The organism is Enterococcus sp. FDAARGOS_553, assembly GCF_003812305.1.
Lineage (GTDB): Bacteria > Bacillota > Bacilli > Lactobacillales > Enterococcaceae > Enterococcus_D > Enterococcus_D gallinarum.
Genome location: NZ_CP033740.1, coordinates 1,814,374 through 1,833,734, shown reverse-complemented (window position 1 = coordinate 1,833,734; position 19,361 = coordinate 1,814,374). Strand labels below are relative to the sequence as shown.

Here is a 19,361-nt window from a genome sequence, read left to right as displayed (position 1 = left end):
GCTAAATGGAAGGCTCCTTGTCATCATTGATCAAGAATTTAAGCAATTCTGACTGTTCTGCAAAAATTGCTTCCACAGATGAGCTTCGATAATGACTCTTTTGCTCGGTAACTTCTGATAGCTCGGAATCAATTTGGTTAGTTGATTCGACGTACTCTTCGATTGGTGCAGATTCTGCACGCACTTCCGGTTCTGAAAAACCATGATTCATAGCTGATGGACGGCTATCCTCAAAGCGATCAGCCGAAGTCTTCGGTTGGTCTTGCCAGAACAATTCCCCAAATAAATACATTCCCAGCGCATTTTTATTATTAAACACTTTACAAGATAGCCCCATTTTAGCTAATACCTGATTCACTGTGTTTTCATTGATCGTTCCTGCAGAAATATCCCGGATCAGTATTGTATCCGCATATTGAACATCCTGATCACTATTGACATAATCAATGAATTGATCCGTCAAAGCCGTCAGCTCTTTTTTAACGATTTCGGTTAAATCGACGGTCTGACGTCCATTGATCGTCACAATAAATGGATTGTTCTTCTTCGTTGTGACCAGCATATCGTAGATTACCCCAGCATCCAAATCAAAAGTTGGCGTGGGATGATTTCCCTCATTTTCTTGGTAAGCTTGTACTACGTTGCCGGCTAATTCATACAAGCCGTCTGTAACTTTTGTACTTTTGATCAGTTCGCCATTTTCATAACTGTCACAAGTTAGATAATGATCATTAATCTCAAACACATAAGTCAATCCCTCCAGAATTTCTTCAACGCCTAACATTAAATGAATATCGTTTCGTCTACTTTCAAAAATCACAGCCAGCGATTTGGGAATCAGTTTTACTCGTTCGATTCGTATCCGATAGTGGGTACCATTAACGACTGTCTCGAATTCATCTGCCAGTTGCCTCTCGATTTCAGCCAGCTGGTCAAAACTTTCTGTTGCTACGCCAATGCACAATGAGCAGCTAAAGCAATCCTTTGCAATTTCAGTGAAAAGCAAGGTTCTCTTCTCTACTAAATAAGAAAGTATCGTTTTGATATATGTCTTAAAATTTTGGTCTCCAATGGCTGCCAATGGATTTCCAAAGGTTTGGTAAGCCTTCGAACGTCGACTATATAACTTGTCGAAGCCCCAAGTAATTTCTTGCTCGCTTCCCCCGAGAAGAATTCGTTCCCCAACTTTGTTTTTGGAGTGGGTCGGTTCATTATTCTTTCCTAAAAGATACTGCAGATTATTTTTTTTGACTTCTGAATAAACAGAACTTCTGACATCTTGATAACCATAGCCAACGACGCCTACTCGAAATTCATCAATGTCTAATGCAATGATTTTGTCCACACTAATCCTCCTAACTTCCCTATTTGTCATGATTTCTTGCTCCCCAAACATTCTGTTGTTGTTTCAGCCGCTACTCTTTTGTCTCCGCTTGAATAAAGAATGCATTTGACAGTTCTTGTATTTTCTTCGCCTGTTCGTTGACTTCTGTTTCTAAAAAAAACAAATCGTTGAAAATCGCTTTTGTATTGCGTACATGTTCCAAAAGATCATTGACTTTGACCCGCTGCAAGTCAATTTTTTGACAGAGATCTCTCAGCTCATCTTGACTGTTCTTCAGAATAAAAAAATCGCGATACCCAATGGTGGACTGTTTTTTTTCTGAGATCATTTGCTTTAATCGCTCAATTTTACTATCCCGTTGTTCGATCGTTTGATTCATCTCTGCTAGCATCTGGTCTAGCTCGCTGATCTGGACGATTGCGGATAATTTCTTTGTGATCATCGATTGTGTCATTCTTGATTTGCCCCTTTGTTTAGGAGTATTTTTACTTCTGAATCCACTAGTGCAGTCCTAGTAAATATTCCCGATCGCAGTAAGCAACTAAATGAAAGAACATTGTTCTTCATTCGCAGCATTTCTTCATCTGTTAACTCACCTAATTTATGGTCAATTTCTTCAATCCCAGCGATAACAATCCCAAGTCCTAGTTTCTGTACCATCTCTGCTATGGCTGCTTGTTGCCATACAATGACAGGGATGCCTAATGAGAGATACAATGAAATTTTGTGAGGCGCATTATACTTCGTGTAATGCCATCAATCCTCGAGGTAAGTGCGTAATCATCTTCATTCTCATCGATATAACGATAAATATATAAAGGCTGATAATCCATCCCCTTGGCAATGTCACAAACATCTGCTTTCGCCTTTTTGACTGAATCTGCTGCATTCGATTCAATGATCGTCGTCACCCACCGATTCACGCTTGCCCCATCTCCTTTTCCATCATTGCTCGCACAAACATCACTTCATCTTTTGGTAAGCACCATTCTGCACCTTTCAAATTTTTGGAAAACAGTTGCACAGCTGGATCTTCTTGCGAAGTATTCCTTGTAAGGATCAGATATTTGACTAGCTTTAGAACCGTTTGATTGTAGACATCAATATGCCAATGTTCTTCCATTAAACGACTCGCATGTTGAAGCAATTGAATGGCATCTTCACAGCGTTGCATATCTACCAAACATTCCGACAAATCCAATACGGCTCCTACTAAAACTGGTCGCAGTTCAGTAAAGTCAGTTGCATTTATTTTCTTTAATAGACAGCTTTCTAACAGAAACATTTGTTTTTCTAAAGAAGAGGATTGCAATCCATAGCGATGTTTGATGCGCAACGTAGCCAAATATAAGAGACTATCAAACAATGTATAAAAATCAGTTCCGAGAAAAAATGTTTCAAGCATCTCTAAACTTGCTTGTGGGACTTTCTGGTTCATACAGCCGAACACGAGGTCAGAATAGGCCAGCATAAGTTTAAACATCCCATTATCCTCAGTAGCAGGACGAAATTTTTCTAACTCTTTTCTGACTTTGAGAAAGGTGACGAACATGTCCTCTTTCGTTGATAAAGAGCTATAAATCAGTACACTTAATAGATGAAGTTGTTCATCTGTTGACATAGCAAACATGTCTAACAATTCGGTATCTGATATGCTCAACATTTTCTTGATTCCAACAACCATTTCGAAAGGCAGGTCGATTTCATATTGTACCCACCTATAGTATCGTGAGCGAGATAACCCAATCTTTCTTTCAAAAGACTTAACAGATAGACCTTTACATTTGCGGATTTCTTCTAATTTCTCGCGATCAATATTGACAGCAACTACTGATGTATCAGGTATCTTTAAGTCTGGGTTGATCGTACTGATTAATCGACAAACGCTTAGTAATCTAGTTTCCATATTTTTCAAATCCTTTTTTCTAAAATGCAGGACCTATTTCCAATTTTTACTTCTGTAATGCTTCCAACAAAGAATAGACCAACGATCCAAGGATCACGATCGACATAACCAAGGAAGTGAGTATCAACCATTTCTTTTTGTGCTTCACGTAAAACGACTTCGCTTTGGAATGTCGTCGTTTCGATAATTAAGTCATAACGATCATTTTGAATGACTTTTTGCAGCAATAAGTGATGGATTCTCAGAACGTCTTCATTAAGCTCACCGGCGTTCCAATAAAGAACCAGCTGCGGAATGGAGTTGCTATTGCCTAGATGGAAAGAAGTTGTGTAAATAGGTATGCGCTGTATACGAGATGGGTCATTGACACCGGAATGTCTCATTAAAGACAAGAGCGCTGTTTGATTACTAGTGGAATCAGTAATAATTTTATTTTCGGCTGCCCACAATTCTGCTTTTTCCTCTGGTGCACACTTTGAAAGTTGGTGAGCATCAGAAACGATCTGAATCACTCGCTTTCGTTGCTCATTCGTTTTGACCAATCGCAGATTCCGCTCATTTGTCAAACAGATCAGTTGATCTTCGGATTCACTATTCCATTGAAATTGATTCATCATTTCTAAGAGAAGATCCTCCATACTTCGATACTGACTTTTCTTTAGTCCAATTCTTTGAGAATCAATCAGCTCAACATGCGGATTTTCTCCAAAGTATTCCACACATTTTTCCATTCCCGATTCGTTATAGTAAATCCTCTTTACTTGTTCCCCATTGTCTGTCTGCAATGATTTTGCAGAAATAAATCCTCGATCATCGAAGAAGAGAATTTGTCGGTAAGGGTCCGTCATTAAATACATTTGTTCCGCAAAGCCAAAAGCATTGAAACGAATTTCACCAAATGGTTGATCTTCCTTGATCAACGTAATACCAAAAGGCGTATAGACTTTCTCCACATTGTGAGAAAGAGGCAAGTCATCTACATCTAAAGGAAACCCATTGATCTTGTGAATATCTTGCAAGCGATCGTAAAGCGAAGTCATCTGAGCTGCTTCTAACCCATACGCATGCATTTTATAGCGCAAAAACGGGATATGTTCCAATAACAATAAGTGGTACGGTTCTCGATTGTTCTTGAAAAGCTGAATGACATTCATCATGTAGTCACTTTCTAAATTGCCGCTGCTGGTCGTCCAATCGGGAATAAAATAATTCAAAGAATTGCCTCCTAACATCCTCTAAAAAATCCGGTAAGTGCGTCTGGAAAAGAGGAAGCGTATTTCATTTGTGATAGTTTCTAAAATAATGATCAACATAAAAATACTTCCAAAATAAAAAGCTAAGTTGGAAATGATCTGATTTTGCAACCCAATCAATAACGGAATCATTGAAATGATCACAAGATAACTGTTGCCAAGCAATGCAACCGTAGATAATCGCTTCAATATATATATCTCCGTCTGTTTACCAGGTGCAATATTTAGAATATAGTCTCCTGTCTCTTTAAGATTTTTGGCTATATCGTAAGGTCGAACGTTAATAAAACTAAATCCATAACCTAAAACATAGAGAATCAGACCATAAGTGAAAACACCCCGCACATTATTAAATGAAAAGTAAGTCGTAATAAAATTCGAAAAGCCTGTGTCTCCCCACTTTTCATTCAAGAGTAAAAGCTGCGGCATTGAAAAGACGGTTACCGCAAACATAAACGGCATCGCTCCTGCAGGCAAAAGACGAATGGGAATATACGAATTGTTGAAGCGACTATCAATACCTGTCCGTTCAATATTGATGCGGTATTCTGCACTGTAAAGGAAAAGCGTTAGATAAATAAAGATTAAAGTCACTATAACCAAACCAATCATAAAATTTTGACTCAAGTGGACGGATTCTGTTTGTCCCGAAATTAACATAGCTGGGATGTTCATCAATAGACCTGGAACGATAAACAAGCTTTGACCACCGATTCCTTTGTCGATATTGATATCGGCTAGCCACGCAACGAACAATCCTCCAGCAGTCAAAATAAGGACTGCTCCTAAAAACAACAGGACAACGGATCCCCCAACAGCTTTTTGATCGATCATTGATGAACGAAATTTTAACACTAATGCGCAACTTTGAAGGACAGCAAATAAAAGAGTCAAACAACGTTGAATATAGCCGATTCTTTTTGTGGAAAGATTTCCGATACTTTCTGTATCAATCATGCTGATCGTTGTCCAGATGATCAGAGCAGTCATATACGGTCCCATTCCTAAAGAAAAAAGCGTTGGAACAGTGAAATTTCCACCGGTTGATGTTGCTAAGAATTTCAGAATCAAGCTAGTTGATTCCTCTGGTATCTTTTCTGAAATAAAAAAAGAAATCGGAATATGCTTTCCTATCTCAACGATGAACAACAGGAAGAAACTCGCGATGATCCTACGAATGAGTTCTTTTTGATTCTTCATTTTCATCTCCAATTTTTCTTACTTTTTTCATCTGTAAGGATTAACAAAATAATAGCAAGTTTAAATCCCCCTTTTTTATTTGTTTTTTTGTTGAAACGAAAAAAAAAATGAAAAGGTGGTGTTAGTCATTGTGGTATCATCGTTTTAAATTCAAATAAGAAAACAACGCTTCATTTTTAGATGATCATCTGAGAATGACGAGGATTGGAAAAAAAAGGGGAGAAAATTCCGTAGAAACATCCCCAAAAAGAAGGATTTCATATGAAGAAACTAATTGAACTCATCATACCTCTTGTTTTGCTGTTAGGAGGTATCTTTTTTTTGAAAGATACTTTGACGAATAATGAAACACAGACTGCAGAATCAAGGACTCCTGACAATGAACCTAGTCCTAGATTAGACTTGAAAGCTGTCGTTTTACGGACTGAAGATACTTTGGAGGTAGCTGATCAAGAGTCCATCTATCATGGGGAATTTCCCTACTATAATATGGACACCACCAAAACCTATACGTTTTCCCTTCACTTCGTAACAAGTTCTGGTGAAGCGTTGCTTGATCAAAACAAGGAACCACTTATTGCGTCCAAAAAAATGAAACTAGCTGCTCCGAAGGGAAAAATCGTCTTTTTTTTAGAAGCCAATGATTTGATGCGGGATTATCTTTTTGAACTAGAGGACGTAATGATTCGTGCTAAATTAGCCAGTAACACAAATTAATCTGCTAACACTATCAATTTTTTGGGGAAGGATCAGCAAAAATGAAAGATAAAAAATTTCGCAAATATATGCGGTTAGCGAGAAAGGTTCAAAATCTCGCAGACAAGTATCGGCAATTGTCGGATCAAGAATTACAAATGCAAACTATTCTTTTTCGTCAACAACTCGAACTAGGAAAAAAGTTAGAGAGTATACTCCCACAAGCCTATGCTGTAGTTGTCGAAGCAGACCGTCGTGTCTTAGGAATGGAACCTTATTTTGTCCAAATTCTTGGCGCGATTGCTCTTTTTTATGGCAATGTTGCTGAGATGAAAACCGGTGAAGGAAAAACATTGACAGCCACCATGCCGATGTACTTACACGGTCTGGGAGGCAAAGGAAATTTTTTGATTACTTCCAATACCTATTTAGCATTGCGGGATATTGAAGAAACCGGGAAAGTCTATCGTTTTCTAGGACTAACCGTGGCTGCTGGAGTCCCCGAACATGAAGATGAAGGAGAAGAAGTCGACAAAGAGGTCGTCTATGCAGCAGACATTGTCTATACTACCCATAGCGCATTGGGATTTGACTACTTGTTTGACAACTTGGCCGTTTCTCCAGATGAACAATACGTTACCCACTTCAATTATGTACTGATTGATGAAATCGATGCAATATTACTCGATATGGCTCAAACACCATTGATCATTTCAGGAGCTCCCAAAGTCCAGTCCAACTTTTTTACGCTATCTGACTGGTTTGTAAAGAGCCTGATTGAAGGGAAAGACTACCTAAGGAGCGAAAATAAGCGCCACGCCTGGTTTACAGAAACAGGTATTCAAAAAGCAGAAGACTACTTAGGTATCGAAAACATTCTTTCAGAAAAATGGAAAAATCTTTACCGCCATTTAGTCATTGCCTTGCGGGCCAATTATCTCTTGCACTTAAACAAAGACTATGTTGTGGAAGACAATGAAATTCTTTTACTTGACGAAGCAAATGGGCGCAAGTTGATCGGAACAAAACTACAAGCTGGGCTTCATCAAGCAATCGAAGCCAAAGAAGGGGTAAAGATCACCACGGAAAGCCGATCCATGGGCTCCATTACCTATCAGAATCTCTTCCGAAAATTCAAGATTTTATCCGGAATGACCGGGACAGCCAAAACAGACGCTGACGAATTTCGTGAAACTTATAATATTGACGTAATCGAAATTCCAACGAATAAACCCATTCGCCGAAAAGATCATCAGGACCTCGTATATGTTACCAATCAGTCAAAGATCATGGCTTCTTTAGAAGCAGTAAAAAATGCTTTGATCCAAGAACGTCCCGTTCTGATTGAAACAGGATCGGTCTCAATGTCGACTTTATACTCTCTGATTCTCTTAAAGCATCGAATTCCTCATAACCTTTTAAATGCTACAACAGCGACCAAAGAATCCTGGATCATCTCAGAAGCGGGCAAAAAAGGGGCCGTAACAGTAGCCACTTCAATGGCTGGACGCGGTACAGACATTAAACTTGAACAAGACGCGCGGGAAAACGGCGGTCTGTTAGTAGTTGGAACCGAACGAATGACCAGTGACCGAATCGATAATCAGCTGCGGGGGCGCTCCGGACGTCAAGGAGACCCTGGTGATAGCATTTTTTATGTATCCATGGAGGATAAAATCGTTGTTGAAAGTGCACCTAAATGGGCAGCCCAGGAACGAGAACTATTAACTGAACAAGAAAAATCAGCCAATGGTTTCAAGCCATTAAAAAAGAAAAAATACAATAAATTGATCAATCAGTCTCAAAGCAATCGCAAAAATCAAGAAATTGCTGGACGTCAAACAACGCTAGAATTTGACTCAATCATCACCATTCAAAGAGACAAAATGTACAGCATGAGGAACAGTATCATGACAGGCACGCCAGTTGAGTTAGAAAAAATCTTCAACAAATGCATGGAAGAAGCAATCAATCAATTCATCACTAAGAAAGAGAATCTAAATAAACAAGCGATCCTTGATTTCATCTTTAATAATTTGGACTATAATTTTGATATTTTTGAAATCGAGAAACTGGATAAATTTAATAAACGAACCGTCAAAAAATTCTTATTAGCTCTGATTTCAGATCGTTTGACTCACATTCAGCAATTCATGCCAGACAGTTTCCAGCAGCTGTTCTTCAAGCGAATTGTTCTTTTAAAAGCGTTGGATACTCTTTGGATCGAACAATCAGACAACTTGCAACAATTGAAAACAGTCATCAATGGAAGAAACTGGGGACAACACCGTCCCATCTATGAGTTTCAAGTAGAGGCACACCGTTCTTTCACTCAAATGCGTGAAGCAATTTATCTAGAAGCAATCAGAAATTTATTATTATCCGAGTTGGTAAAAACAGAAGATGGTTCATTCGATGTTGAATTTCCATAATCGGCTATAGCGAATAAAAAAGCGTCACAGTTAGGAAAATCTAACTGTGACGCTTTTTTATTGAGTAGTAACACTTCTATCATTTTAGAAGAGCTAGGAAATTTATCCCAGCCCTTCATAAACTGAAAGGAACTGATTAATCCGTTTCACGCTTTGCTGCATCTTTTTTCTTTTTCATTAAAGCAATCGCAGCTAACAGCGCGGCAATTCCAGCAAGAGACATTTGACTACCGCTTGCATCAGATTCACCAGTCTTAGGAAGAGTGGCTCCAGTCGCATGTCCCCCCACTCCTATGTTGCCTTGTGACGTTCCTGTATTTCCGTTCGTTGCATTATTCTGCTCGGAATTTGTAGGAGTTGAAGTAGATCCGCTGATTGATGCACTTTCTGAAAGTGAATGATCTTGACTAGTTGATTGCGATTGTAGTTCTGAAAGACTCTCAGACAAACTATTACTATGATAGTCACTGACGATTTCAGAGTTGACATCACTTGTACTTGTACTTAACGAAGCAGATTCACTAACGCTTGTACTTTCGCTGATTGATTCGCTTGCGCTCATAGAGACGGAGTCCCGATCAGAAGCACTAAAGCTTTCACTCAGACTAGCAGAGTTGCTAGCACTTGTACTATCGCTTGTAGAGCCAGATTCACTTGTCTCAGCACTGCTTGACATTGAGTCACGTTCACTATCACTGATGCTTGTGCTTTCGCTAGCTGATTCACTCACACTTAGACTTTCACTTGTTGAGTTCGAATCACTTACACTTGCACTATTCGACATTGAGTCACGTTCACTGTCACTCGTACTTGTACTTTCACTGGCTGATTCACTCGTACTTGTACTTTCACTGGCTGATTCACTCATACTTGCACTTTCGCTTTGACTAATCGATGTGCTTTCACTTGCAGAAATTGACTCACTTGTACTGAAACTGCGGCTTTCTTCCGTAGAAATACTTGCGCTTTCAGACTCAGAATCACGAGTGCTGGAGCTGTCGCTTATACTCTCAGAAGCAGAGACTTGGTCGCTAGTGCTCATTGATTGACTCAAACTTGTACTGTCACTTGCACTAACCGATTCAGAATCTCGGAAACTTTCACTCGTACTAATACTTTCACTAATCGAAGTTGATTCGCTAGGTGAAACCACCGTACTATTCCGCTCGCTTTCGCTAGTACTGATGCTGACGCTAACTGATTCACTTATACTCGAACTTTGTGAATCACTTGTTGAAGCACTCACACTTTGAGACTCAATCACTTCTTGTTTTTCGCTAAGCGACGTACTGATTGATGCCGATTCGCTTAGACTCGTACTAATTGATTGTGAGGTGCTAGTGCTTTCACTAGCACTTGCTGAGACAGAATCATTGGTACTTGTACTGTCACTTGTTGAAAGGCTAGAACTATTCGATCTTGAATATAGATCACTTAAGCTGTCACTTGCATTAGCGCTATTGCTGATCGATGTGGTAGCACTATCACTCGTGCTGAAACTACGTGATTCGCTTGCACTTTCAGATCTAGATACTAAATCACTTTGGCTCGTGCTTAAACTTAAGCTGTTACTGATCGATGTGCTGCCGCTATAGCTCAGGCTGTCACTTCGCGATTCACTCGCACTCTCTGATCTAGATAGTAAATCACTTAAGCTAGTACTTGCACTCAAGCTATCACTGATTGAAGTGCTCATGCTGTTGCTTACACTATCACTCCGTGACTCACTAGCACTTGTTGATTGAGAGTTCATTTCACTTAAACTTAAGCTAGTACTGCTGCTTCCGCTAAAGGAAGTACTTGTGCTTTGACTTAAGCTATTGCTCCGCGACTCACTGGCACTGGCTGAACGAGATAGTAATTCGCTCAAGCTAGTACTGCTGCTTTCACTCGTACTAATTGACGTGCTGCTGCTATAGCTGACGCTATCACTCCGTGACTCGCTGGCACTTACTGATTGAGATAGTTGTTCACTTAGACTTGTACTTGAGCTCAAACTCGTACTAGCTGAAGTACTATTACTGAAACTATTACTTAGACTATTACTTAAGCTAATCCCTTCGGAAAGCGAGTCGCTTGTCAATTGACTCAAGTTAGTACTCAAGCTGGTACTGTTGCTCATGCTAGTTGACGATGAATCACTCAATGAAATACTAGTACTTGTGCTGAGACTCAGACTTGCAGAAGTACTACTGCTGTAACTTTGACTTTCACTTGCAAATGATCTACTTTCTGAAAGACTATCGCTATTGCTCAAGCTTGCACTGATTGACAACGAGTCACTTATTGATGTGCTGATACTCAAACTTTCGCTCATACTTACAGAAGCACTATTACTAATACTTGTACTATCACTAGTGCTTGCACTAATGCTTGCTGAGGTACTACTGCTGTAGCTAGAACTGTCACTAGTACTTTGACTAATACTTGCCGAAGTACTGCTGCTATAGCTTTCACTCATACTAGAACGTGAATCACTGATTGACGTACTCATACTATTCGATTCACTGTTTCTGATACTTGAACTAATTGAAGCAGAATCACTGACTGAAGTGCTGACACTTGTGCTCAGGCTCAAGCTGGCTGAAGTACTACTGCTATAACTTTGACTTTCACTAGCCCGCGAATCGCTAACTGACGTACTTGTACTTGTTGATTCACTAATACTTGCACTAGTACTACCGCTGTAGCTTGCAGAGTCGCTCGCACTTTGTGAAACCAAACCACTAGTACTCAATGAGGATGAATCACTGATTGATGTGCTCACACTTGCTGATTCGCTGTTACTGATACTTGTGCTTACAGATAATGAATCACTTAGCGATGTGCTTGTACTTATCGAGTCACTGTTACTTACACTTGTGCTGCCGCTATAGCTTGCAGAATCACTCGTACTTTGTGATACGGAAATACTTGTACTCAATGAGGATGAATCGCTGACTGACGTACTTTCGCTTGTTGAATCGCTACTGCTTACACTTGTGCTGCCGCTGTAGCTTGCAGAATCACTCGCACTTAATGATGCGGAAATACTCATGCTTAGAGACAGCGAATCGCTGATCGACGTACTCACACTTGTCGAATCACTGTTACTTACGCTTGTGCTGCCACTGTAACTTGCAGAATCACTCGCACTTAACGATGCGGAAATACTTGTGCTCAATGACATGGAGTCACTGATTGATGTGCTCACACTTGCTGATTCACTGTTACTAATACTTGTACTTACAGATAATGAATCACTGATCGACGTACTTGTACTTGTTGATTCACTGTTGCTTACGCTTGTACTTAGCGACGAAGAATCACTTAGTGACGTGCTTTCGCTTGTGGACTCGCTATTACTTACGCTCGTACTACCACTGTAGCTTGTAGAATCACTCGCACTTAATGATGCGGAAATACTTGTGCTTACTGACAATGAATCACTGACTGACGTACTTTCGCTTGTCGACTCACTGTTACTTACGCTCGTACTACCGCTGTAACTTACAGAATCACTCGCGCTTAATGATGCCGAAATACTTGTACTCAATGAGGATGAATCACTGATCGACGTACTTGCACTTGCGGATTCACTATTACTGATACTTGTGCTTACTGATAATGAATCACTGATCGAAGTGCTTGTACTTGTTGACTCACTGTTACTTACGCTCGTACTACCGCTGTAACTTGCAGAATCACTCGCACTTAGTGATGCCGAAATACTTGTACTCAATGAGGATGAATCACTGATTGACGTACTTGCACTTGCGGATTCACTATTACTGATACTTGTGCTTACTGATAATGAATCACTGATCGAAGTGCTTGTACTTGTTGACTCACTGTTACTTACACTTGTGCTGCCGCTGTAACTTGCAGAATCGCTCGCACTTAGTGATGCAGAAATACTTGTGCTCAATGATGATGAATCACTGATTGATGTACTTACGCTTGTTGAGTCACTGATACTTGCAGATGTTGACTCACTAGCTGACGTACTTGCACTTGTCGAATCACTGTTACTTACGCTTGTGCTGCCACTGTAACTTGCAGAATCATTCGCACTTAATGATGCAGAAATACTTGTGCTCAATGATGATGAATCACTGATTGACGTGCTCAAGCTTGTTGACTCACTGATACTTGCAGATGTTGATTCACTTGCTGACGTACTTGTACTTGTCGAATCACTGTTACTTACGCTAGTGCTGCCACTGTAACTTGCAGAATCACTCGCACTTAGTGAGGCGGAAATACTTGTACTCAATGACAATGAATCACTAAGTGAGGTGCTCAAGCTGGTTGACTCACTGATACTTACTGATAGTGAATTGCTTGCAGAAATACTTTCACTTGTTGAATCGCTATTACTTACACTCGTACTGCCGCTGTAACTTGTTGATTCACTTGCACTTAGTGATGTCGAAACGCTGACACTCACTGAGGATGAATCACTAAGTGAGGTACTCAAGCTCGTTGAATCACTAATACTTACCGATAAAGAATCACTAGTTGATATGCTGGCACTGATTGAGTCACTGATACTTGTAGATGTTGATTCGCTAACTGACGTACTCACACTTGTCGAATCACTGTTACTTACGCTCGTACTACTGCTGTAACTTGCAGATTCGCTCGCACTTAGTGAGTTAGAAATGCTTGTACTCAATGAGGATGAATCACTGATTGATGTGCTCAAACTGGTTGACTCACTGATACTTACTGATAGTGAATTACTTGCAGAAATACTTTCACTTGTTGAATCGCTATTACTTACACTCGTACTGCCGCTATAGCTGGCTGATTCACTACTAGACTCACTATTACTATCGCTAATGCTCAATGACATCGACGTACTAATTGAATTTGAGATCGATTCTGACTCCGATAAGCTTTCGGATAAACTCATGCTTGCACTCAACGAATCAGAAATAGATTCACTCAAACTAATGCTTTCACTGAGGGAAGAAGAATCCGATTCACTGATAGCGACAGATAATGATTCTGATGCTGAAATACTTTCTGATACTGAGTCACTTTCTGACAGAGATAGTGACGTGGATTCACTTAGTGATTCCGAGAGTGAAACTGATACTGACTCTGATAAAGATAAACTTTCAGAATCACTTGTACTGTTGCTCAATGATCCAGAAACAGACGCACTTAAGCTGGAACTATCACTTTCCGAATCAGACTCTGATACACTAGCTGATATAGATAACGATTCTGATGCCGAAAGGCTTTCTGACATTGAATCACTATCCGATAATGAAATAGATGTTGAAATACTTTCAGATAGGGATTCTGACAACGATTCTGAATCACTAATAGAAATTGATAGAGACATTGATTCGCTTTCTGAAATAGATGTAGATAACGAACCACTTTCTGAGTCTGATACCGAAACAGATTCACTGATAGAAAGAGACGTTGACTCTGAGTCACTCAATGAAATCGAAACCGATTCTGAATCACTTAAAGAAGTTGAAGTAGAGATTGATGTTGACAATGATTCAGAAGTCGAGTCATTCATGTCAGATTCACTTTCTGAAATAGACAATGACACTGAGTTGCTCTCTGAATCTGATACTGAAAAAGACGCACTAATTGATGTAGAAATTGATTCTGAATCACTAACAGAGATCGATTCTGATAATGAGTCACTTTCTGAAATTGATTGAGAAAGAGAAACACTTTCTGACTCAGAAGTAGAAGTAACAATGGATTCTGATAATGATTCGCTTCCCGAAATAGACTCGGACGTAGACAATGATACCGGGTCTTGTTCATAATTGACCGTAAACATCTGTGGCGAAGAATCCGTTTGAGATGCTCCATTGCTGGTAGTATCAAAAGTTTGATTGGCAGCCATAGCTTCCGCTAATGTATTGTAGACTACTCCATCTGGTCCTGTAACCGTATAGATATACCCATTTCTCTCTAAATCTGCATCTGTCACCCCAAGAGTGAAACTTTCATTTGAAACACCGGAAGTACCATATTTTCCAACAGTGACAGTTCCTGGGATTTGCTCAAATGCTTCCCCTGTAGCAGGATCTGATTCAGGTTGATTATTACCAACGACACCGACTTCTTGATAGGATGGATAAAGAGTGATCGTAATAAATTGTTGATCACTGTCTGTTGTACTGCCATTATTACTAGTACTATCAAAAACAAATGTTCCAGTTTGATCTGCATAATAACCAGCTTGAGTTAGGTAATCTGCGATTAAGTCAGAATAGCTTAGTTCTTGACCAGTCGTCCCATTGATAGCAACTGTGCCAACTTGGTTTTGTAATGGACGGCCATCTGAATTAACAAAAGTTACATTGACAGTTTGTGTGTCTGCTGCAACGTAAATGGTTGTCAGACTCGCTTCAGTTCCAACTGTAGTAGATCCAGGCTGTACATTGCCATTCAATACGGCACCTGTTGCATAATAGTAACCTGGTGGCAAATTAGTCGAAGTATAGTAACTATTTGTCCAATCGATAACATTCCCGTAGTTTGCAGGAATTCTATCTGTTCCGGAAGCTTCGGTACCAGCATTCATATACTCAGAAGAGATTACTTGACCAGTCTTAACGTCGACATATTGGTACTGAACCGAATGATTGGCAACACCATATACATAAATATTATAAGTATAATTTGTGTTCTCCATTGGAACAATCGCAACCGTCGCTTGCCCATAGCTGTCCCCATTATCGGCATTAGTCGTACTATCTCCGCCGCTTTGACCATCATTTTTAGCTGAACTAGCAACTTGGGTACCGATTGCCCACATATAATTTTCAGGCATTAACTCATTGGCATACTCCAATGTTTGCAAATCAAGATACTCACCAATGTAATTAACGTCTGGATCAATTGGCATATCAACAGTTTTAATAATATTGCCGTACTGATCAACATAATTTACGGTTACGGTTCCTGGCGCAATCGCAACAGTCGCTAATTCACGGGTAGAAGTGTCTACAATGTTAGATGTAGTAACATTTCCAGCCGTATCTTTAATAGTTGTTGTCGAACCTGAAATAGTCATTTCCACGAATTTTAAGTTACGGTTGCCTTCTGGAGCAGCGGTTTGGCTACTGCTGCCTTGCCATGTACTGATCTGAGAATTATTCATGACAAATGTTCCCGAACCGGTAATCAATCGACCTGCCGAAACAGCTCCTGAAGAAGTTAGACGGGCTAAGTGCAATGCCCGCGGTGAAATAAAGCGAACTGTTGCACCGGAAGCCACGTTCACAACAGTGTTGGCATTCCATTGTTGCAGATCAAGTACCGTTCCTGCATTAAATGTAACAACCGCTCTATTCGTGACGTTTAGCGAGTTGGAACCTACTGTACGAGTTGCCGTCATTTGCAGATTTTGACCAAAAGTTGCGGTTCGGTCATTTGATTGACTTCCCGAGTAACGAGAAAAATCGAGTAGCATTTGGAAACCGTCTTGTTTCCAAGTTACGTCATCTCCGACAGTAATTGAGTTAAATCCATAATAGACAAGGGGATAGTTGTTGCTGTTATAGGTACTTAGCTCGTTTCCAATAATTGTCGCGCCATCGCCCACTTTAAAGGTGTGATTGAATCCTGTATCACTCGCATTATTGCCACGGATTGCCATATAGTAAAACATGGAGTAGCCGGTAGTACCAGCTGTCCGATTCAACTCTACATGGGCTCCGTTAGCGATTGCTACTTCACCAATTTGCATCAATTCTTGTTTGACATTTGCGATGACTTTACCTGATAAAGTAACGTGACTGTCCTCTGCATCCAGCAATCGTCGTGGTTGGTATGAGGTATCTGTCCCGCTAACACCATCTCGGCCTTCGAGAGTCACATTATTGATATTGAAGTACCAGTACCCATAACCTCCGGTTGCTGATCGTGAATCGATCACTCCATCTGCATTACCTGTGCCACTGTCTCCTGAGTTGGTACCTGATTGCCAATGAATCAAATTCACATCTGTGATCGTAAAGATAGAACCGCGAACTGTAGAACTTGTCCCTACATTAAATGCTGCTCCTGCCATATTGACTGTAAACCCATTACCGTCAATAATCACACTCGTTGCCCGCCATCCTAAATCACGGGTAGCCACATTGGTAGCTGCCGTAATATTAGCGGTTACCTCAATATAGGTAATCGAAGCATTTCCATATGCTGCTTTCAGCGTAGCCCAGTCATTCACTGCTGCATAAGTGCCATTAGCAATAGCTGTTTGCTTGTATAATTCCTTATTTTTCACTTGGTCCGGAACATCAACCGTCACCCCAGAAGGTGAATTGGTTTTGTTACCATCGTTGATTGCCTGCTCAAATTCTTCTCGGCCCATATCTGGATCCGCAGAAACATTGATTTTAACAATCTGCCCTGATTGGGTGGTGATGGCAAAACTAGCAATCAAATTATTGGCACTAGCATATTGTTGTGCTGCCCGAATCAAAGATGTGCTTGGTGATTTGCCATCTTTGACAACAATTTCTAATGCATTCGTCGTGGTGTCAACCGACGCTTGTACTTTCTTTGGTACTAATTGATCGAAGAGATCTTGTGCTTTTTGTGACTCCACTTTATTTTTTTCGGAAACAGTTTGTTTTGGTTGGTTCTTTTGACTTACTGAAGTTGAATGAGAGCCACTTGTCGATTGTGACAACGATAGACTTGTCGATTCTGAGGCACTTGACGACAATGAGCCACTTTCAGAAATCGAGGCGCTTTCAGAGATACTCAAACTTTCTGATTCAGATCCGCTCTTCTCTTCCGAAAGACTCATTGATTCAGAAACACTTTGAGATGCCTCGATACTGGTAGCATTGTTTTCAGTTTCTGAATCACTCATACTCTGTGATTCTGTTACACTCGTTGACTCTGTCGCACTTTGTGACTGGGTGTTGCTTTCGGATTCAGAAAAACTTTCCGATGGACGCATGCTTTCAGATTGTGAAGTAGCCTCACTTTCTTGCGTCGATGAAGCAGGAATTTTGGCATTCGTTTTATTTGCCAAGACGTTCTCGGCATTTGCTTCTTTGCTTGCATCTAAAGGCGGTGTGATTTCTGAAGCATGCGCCACGATTGGTGTGATACTCAATCCAGCAATGCCAGTAAAAGAAGTGATCGTTGCATAGACCCAATGTTTTCCGCTTTTATACATCTTGTAGCGTTCACTCTTATTGGAGCGTAGCAACTTTCGATAATTATTCTTTTTACTCATTACGTTTATTTTTCTCCCCTTTCATAAAACTATTTTTATAAGCTTCCCCTAGTCCTATTTTTAAAAGATAGGACAATTCATTATTTCATAACTAGTAAAAAAGTTACGTTTTGTCCCAGAATCGGGACAAAAAAAGAGCAACCTCTTCCATAAAAGAAGTCACTCTGCTTGAAATTCATGTTTGACTAGTTTTAAAGCGGCTGCAATCGTATCATCCATATCATAATAACGATAGTTTGCTAGACGCCCACCAAATAAACATTTTTTTTGCTGATGCGCTAATTTTTCATACTTGCGATACAGAGCATGATTGATTTGATCGTTAATTGGGTAGTAAGGAATGTCTCCCTTCCGCCAAGTTTTTGGAAATTCTTTCGTGACAACTGTTTTTTTTGTCACAACTGGACAAAAATGTTTATGCTCAATGATTCGCGTATAGGGCGTTTGACTGTCTGTAAAGTTCATAACTGCTGTTCCTTGATAATTATCTGTATCATATGTTCCAGTTTCAAAATGTAAAGAACGATAGGCCAACTCCCCGTAACAATAGTCAAAATATTGGTCAATCATTCCAGTATAAACAATCTTCTTGGTTGATGCTTCATGACGCGTACGGTCTGCAAAAAAATCAGTTTCTAAAGAAACTTCAATCAGTGGATTTGAAAGCATTTTTTGAATCATTTCTGTATAGCCCAATTTTGGAATGCCTTGAAAAGTATCCGTAAAATAATTGTTGTTAAATGTATACCGGACCGGCAGTCTTTTAATAATAAAAGAAGGTAGCTGAGCACATCCTCGTCCCCACTGTTTTTCCGTATAGCCTTTGATCAGCTTATGATAAATATCTGTCCCCACCAAAGAAAGAGCTTGTTCTTCTAAATTTCGGGGTCTTTTTATTCCTGTCTTTTCAATTTGAGCCATTAGTTTGATGCGAGCTTCATCTGGTCTTTTGGTTCCCCATAATTGGTAAAACGTGTTCATATTGAAGGGGAGATTATATAGCTCACCTTTATAGTTTGCAATAGGTTCATGAATATAGGGATAAAAATCAGCAAACTGATTGACGTAGTCCCAAATTTTTTTGCTCGATGTGTGAAAGATATGCGCACCATATTTATGTATGTCAATTCCGACTTGTTTTTCTGTATAACAGTTGCCACCAATATGTGCTCGTTTTTCCAACATTTTCACCGAGTGTCTCCGTTTAGCTGCTTCATAAGCAAAAACCGAGCCAAATAGTCCTGTACCAACGATTAGATAATCATACACCATGTATTTCTCCTAAATTTATTTTTTCTTTTATTATAGAGTT

11 protein-coding genes are annotated in these 19,361 nt (G+C 39.9%); 2 read left to right on the top strand and 9 right to left on the bottom strand.

Going from position 1 to position 19,361, the window contains the following annotated elements; all coding sequences use genetic code 11:
- Position 1: 1 nt before the first annotated feature.
- The 7 genes from EGX73_RS09260 to EGX73_RS09235 form a co-directional block, all read right to left on the bottom strand.
- Positions 2-1,345 carry a hypothetical protein gene (locus EGX73_RS09260; protein ID WP_253764166.1) on the bottom strand — a complete coding sequence of 448 codons (1,344 nt, stop codon included), beginning with the start codon at positions 1,343-1,345 and terminating at the stop codon, positions 2-4.
- A 70-nt stretch (positions 1,346-1,415) separates the two neighbouring features.
- Positions 1,416-1,799 carry a hypothetical protein gene (locus tag EGX73_RS09255; RefSeq protein ID WP_003127574.1) on the bottom strand — a complete coding sequence of 128 codons (384 nt, stop codon included), beginning with the start codon at positions 1,797-1,799 and terminating at the stop codon, positions 1,416-1,418.
- Positions 1,796-2,005 carry a hypothetical protein gene (locus tag EGX73_RS16250; RefSeq protein ID WP_253764165.1) on the bottom strand — a complete coding sequence of 70 codons (210 nt, stop codon included), beginning with the start codon at positions 2,003-2,005 and terminating at the stop codon, positions 1,796-1,798. The genes EGX73_RS09255 and EGX73_RS16250 overlap by 4 nt, the downstream gene beginning before the upstream one ends.
- A 41-nt stretch (positions 2,006-2,046) precedes the next feature.
- On the bottom strand, positions 2,047-2,268 hold the full coding sequence (locus EGX73_RS16245; RefSeq protein WP_253764164.1) for a hypothetical protein: 222 nt from the start codon (positions 2,266-2,268) through the stop codon (positions 2,047-2,049).
- The gene (locus EGX73_RS09245) at positions 2,265-3,251 is read right to left on the bottom strand and encodes a helix-turn-helix transcriptional regulator (RefSeq protein WP_005471832.1); all 987 of its coding nucleotides are present in this window, start codon (positions 3,249-3,251) and stop codon (positions 2,265-2,267) included. The genes EGX73_RS16245 and EGX73_RS09245 overlap by 4 nt, the downstream gene beginning before the upstream one ends.
- A 5-nt stretch (positions 3,252-3,256) precedes the next feature.
- Positions 3,257-4,465, bottom strand: a complete 1,209-nt coding sequence (gene asp1 / locus EGX73_RS09240; RefSeq protein ID WP_253764163.1) for an accessory Sec system protein Asp1 — start codon at positions 4,463-4,465, stop codon at positions 3,257-3,259.
- A 21-nt stretch (positions 4,466-4,486) separates the two neighbouring features.
- The gene (locus tag EGX73_RS09235; protein ID WP_041119516.1) at positions 4,487-5,704 is read right to left on the bottom strand and encodes a preprotein translocase subunit SecY; all 1,218 of its coding nucleotides are present in this window, start codon (positions 5,702-5,704) and stop codon (positions 4,487-4,489) included.
- Between the two features lie 261 nt (positions 5,705-5,965).
- On the opposite strand from EGX73_RS09235, the gene EGX73_RS09230 reads away from it, so the two are divergent.
- Together EGX73_RS09230 and secA2 are read left to right on the top strand one after the other, a co-directional pair.
- Entirely contained in the window at positions 5,966-6,421 is a 456-nt protein-coding gene (locus EGX73_RS09230; RefSeq protein ID WP_005471818.1) for a hypothetical protein, read from the top strand.
- Between the two features lie 41 nt (positions 6,422-6,462).
- Positions 6,463-8,832 carry an accessory Sec system translocase SecA2 gene (secA2, locus tag EGX73_RS09225; RefSeq protein WP_041119518.1) on the top strand — a complete coding sequence of 790 codons (2,370 nt, stop codon included), beginning with the start codon at positions 6,463-6,465 and terminating at the stop codon, positions 8,830-8,832.
- A gap of 136 nt (positions 8,833-8,968) precedes the next feature.
- Here the strand turns inward: secA2 and EGX73_RS09220 are convergent, their stop codons facing one another.
- Positions 8,969-18,049, bottom strand: a complete 9,081-nt coding sequence (locus EGX73_RS09220) for a KxYKxGKxW signal peptide domain-containing protein (protein WP_123866897.1) — start codon at positions 18,047-18,049, stop codon at positions 8,969-8,971.
- Positions 18,050-18,208: 159 nt separating this feature from the next.
- Positions 18,209-19,321 carry a UDP-galactopyranose mutase gene (gene glf / locus EGX73_RS09215; protein ID WP_096710947.1) on the bottom strand — a complete coding sequence of 371 codons (1,113 nt, stop codon included), beginning with the start codon at positions 19,319-19,321 and terminating at the stop codon, positions 18,209-18,211.
- Positions 19,322-19,361 lie beyond the last annotated feature (40 nt).

Bases quoted from the DNA above. Each gene is read 5' to 3' on its own strand.
- EGX73_RS09235 (WP_041119516.1), bottom strand. From the start codon at position 5,704: ATGAAGAATCAAAAAGAACTCATTCGTAGGATCATCGCGAGTTTCTTC.
- EGX73_RS09220 (WP_123866897.1), bottom strand. From the start codon at position 18,049: ATGAGTAAAAAGAATAATTATCGAAAGTTGCTACGCTCCAATAAGAGT.
- EGX73_RS16250 (WP_253764165.1), bottom strand. From the start codon at position 2,005: ATGGTACAGAAACTAGGACTTGGGATTGTTATCGCTGGGATTGAAGAA.
- EGX73_RS09245 (WP_005471832.1), bottom strand. From the start codon at position 3,251: ATGGAAACTAGATTACTAAGCGTTTGTCGATTAATCAGTACGATCAAC.
- EGX73_RS09230 (WP_005471818.1), top strand. From the start codon at position 5,966: ATGAAGAAACTAATTGAACTCATCATACCTCTTGTTTTGCTGTTAGGA.
- secA2 (WP_041119518.1), top strand. From the start codon at position 6,463: ATGAAAGATAAAAAATTTCGCAAATATATGCGGTTAGCGAGAAAGGTT.
- EGX73_RS09255 (WP_003127574.1), bottom strand. From the start codon at position 1,799: ATGACACAATCGATGATCACAAAGAAATTATCCGCAATCGTCCAGATC.
- glf (WP_096710947.1), bottom strand. From the start codon at position 19,321: ATGGTGTATGATTATCTAATCGTTGGTACAGGACTATTTGGCTCGGTT.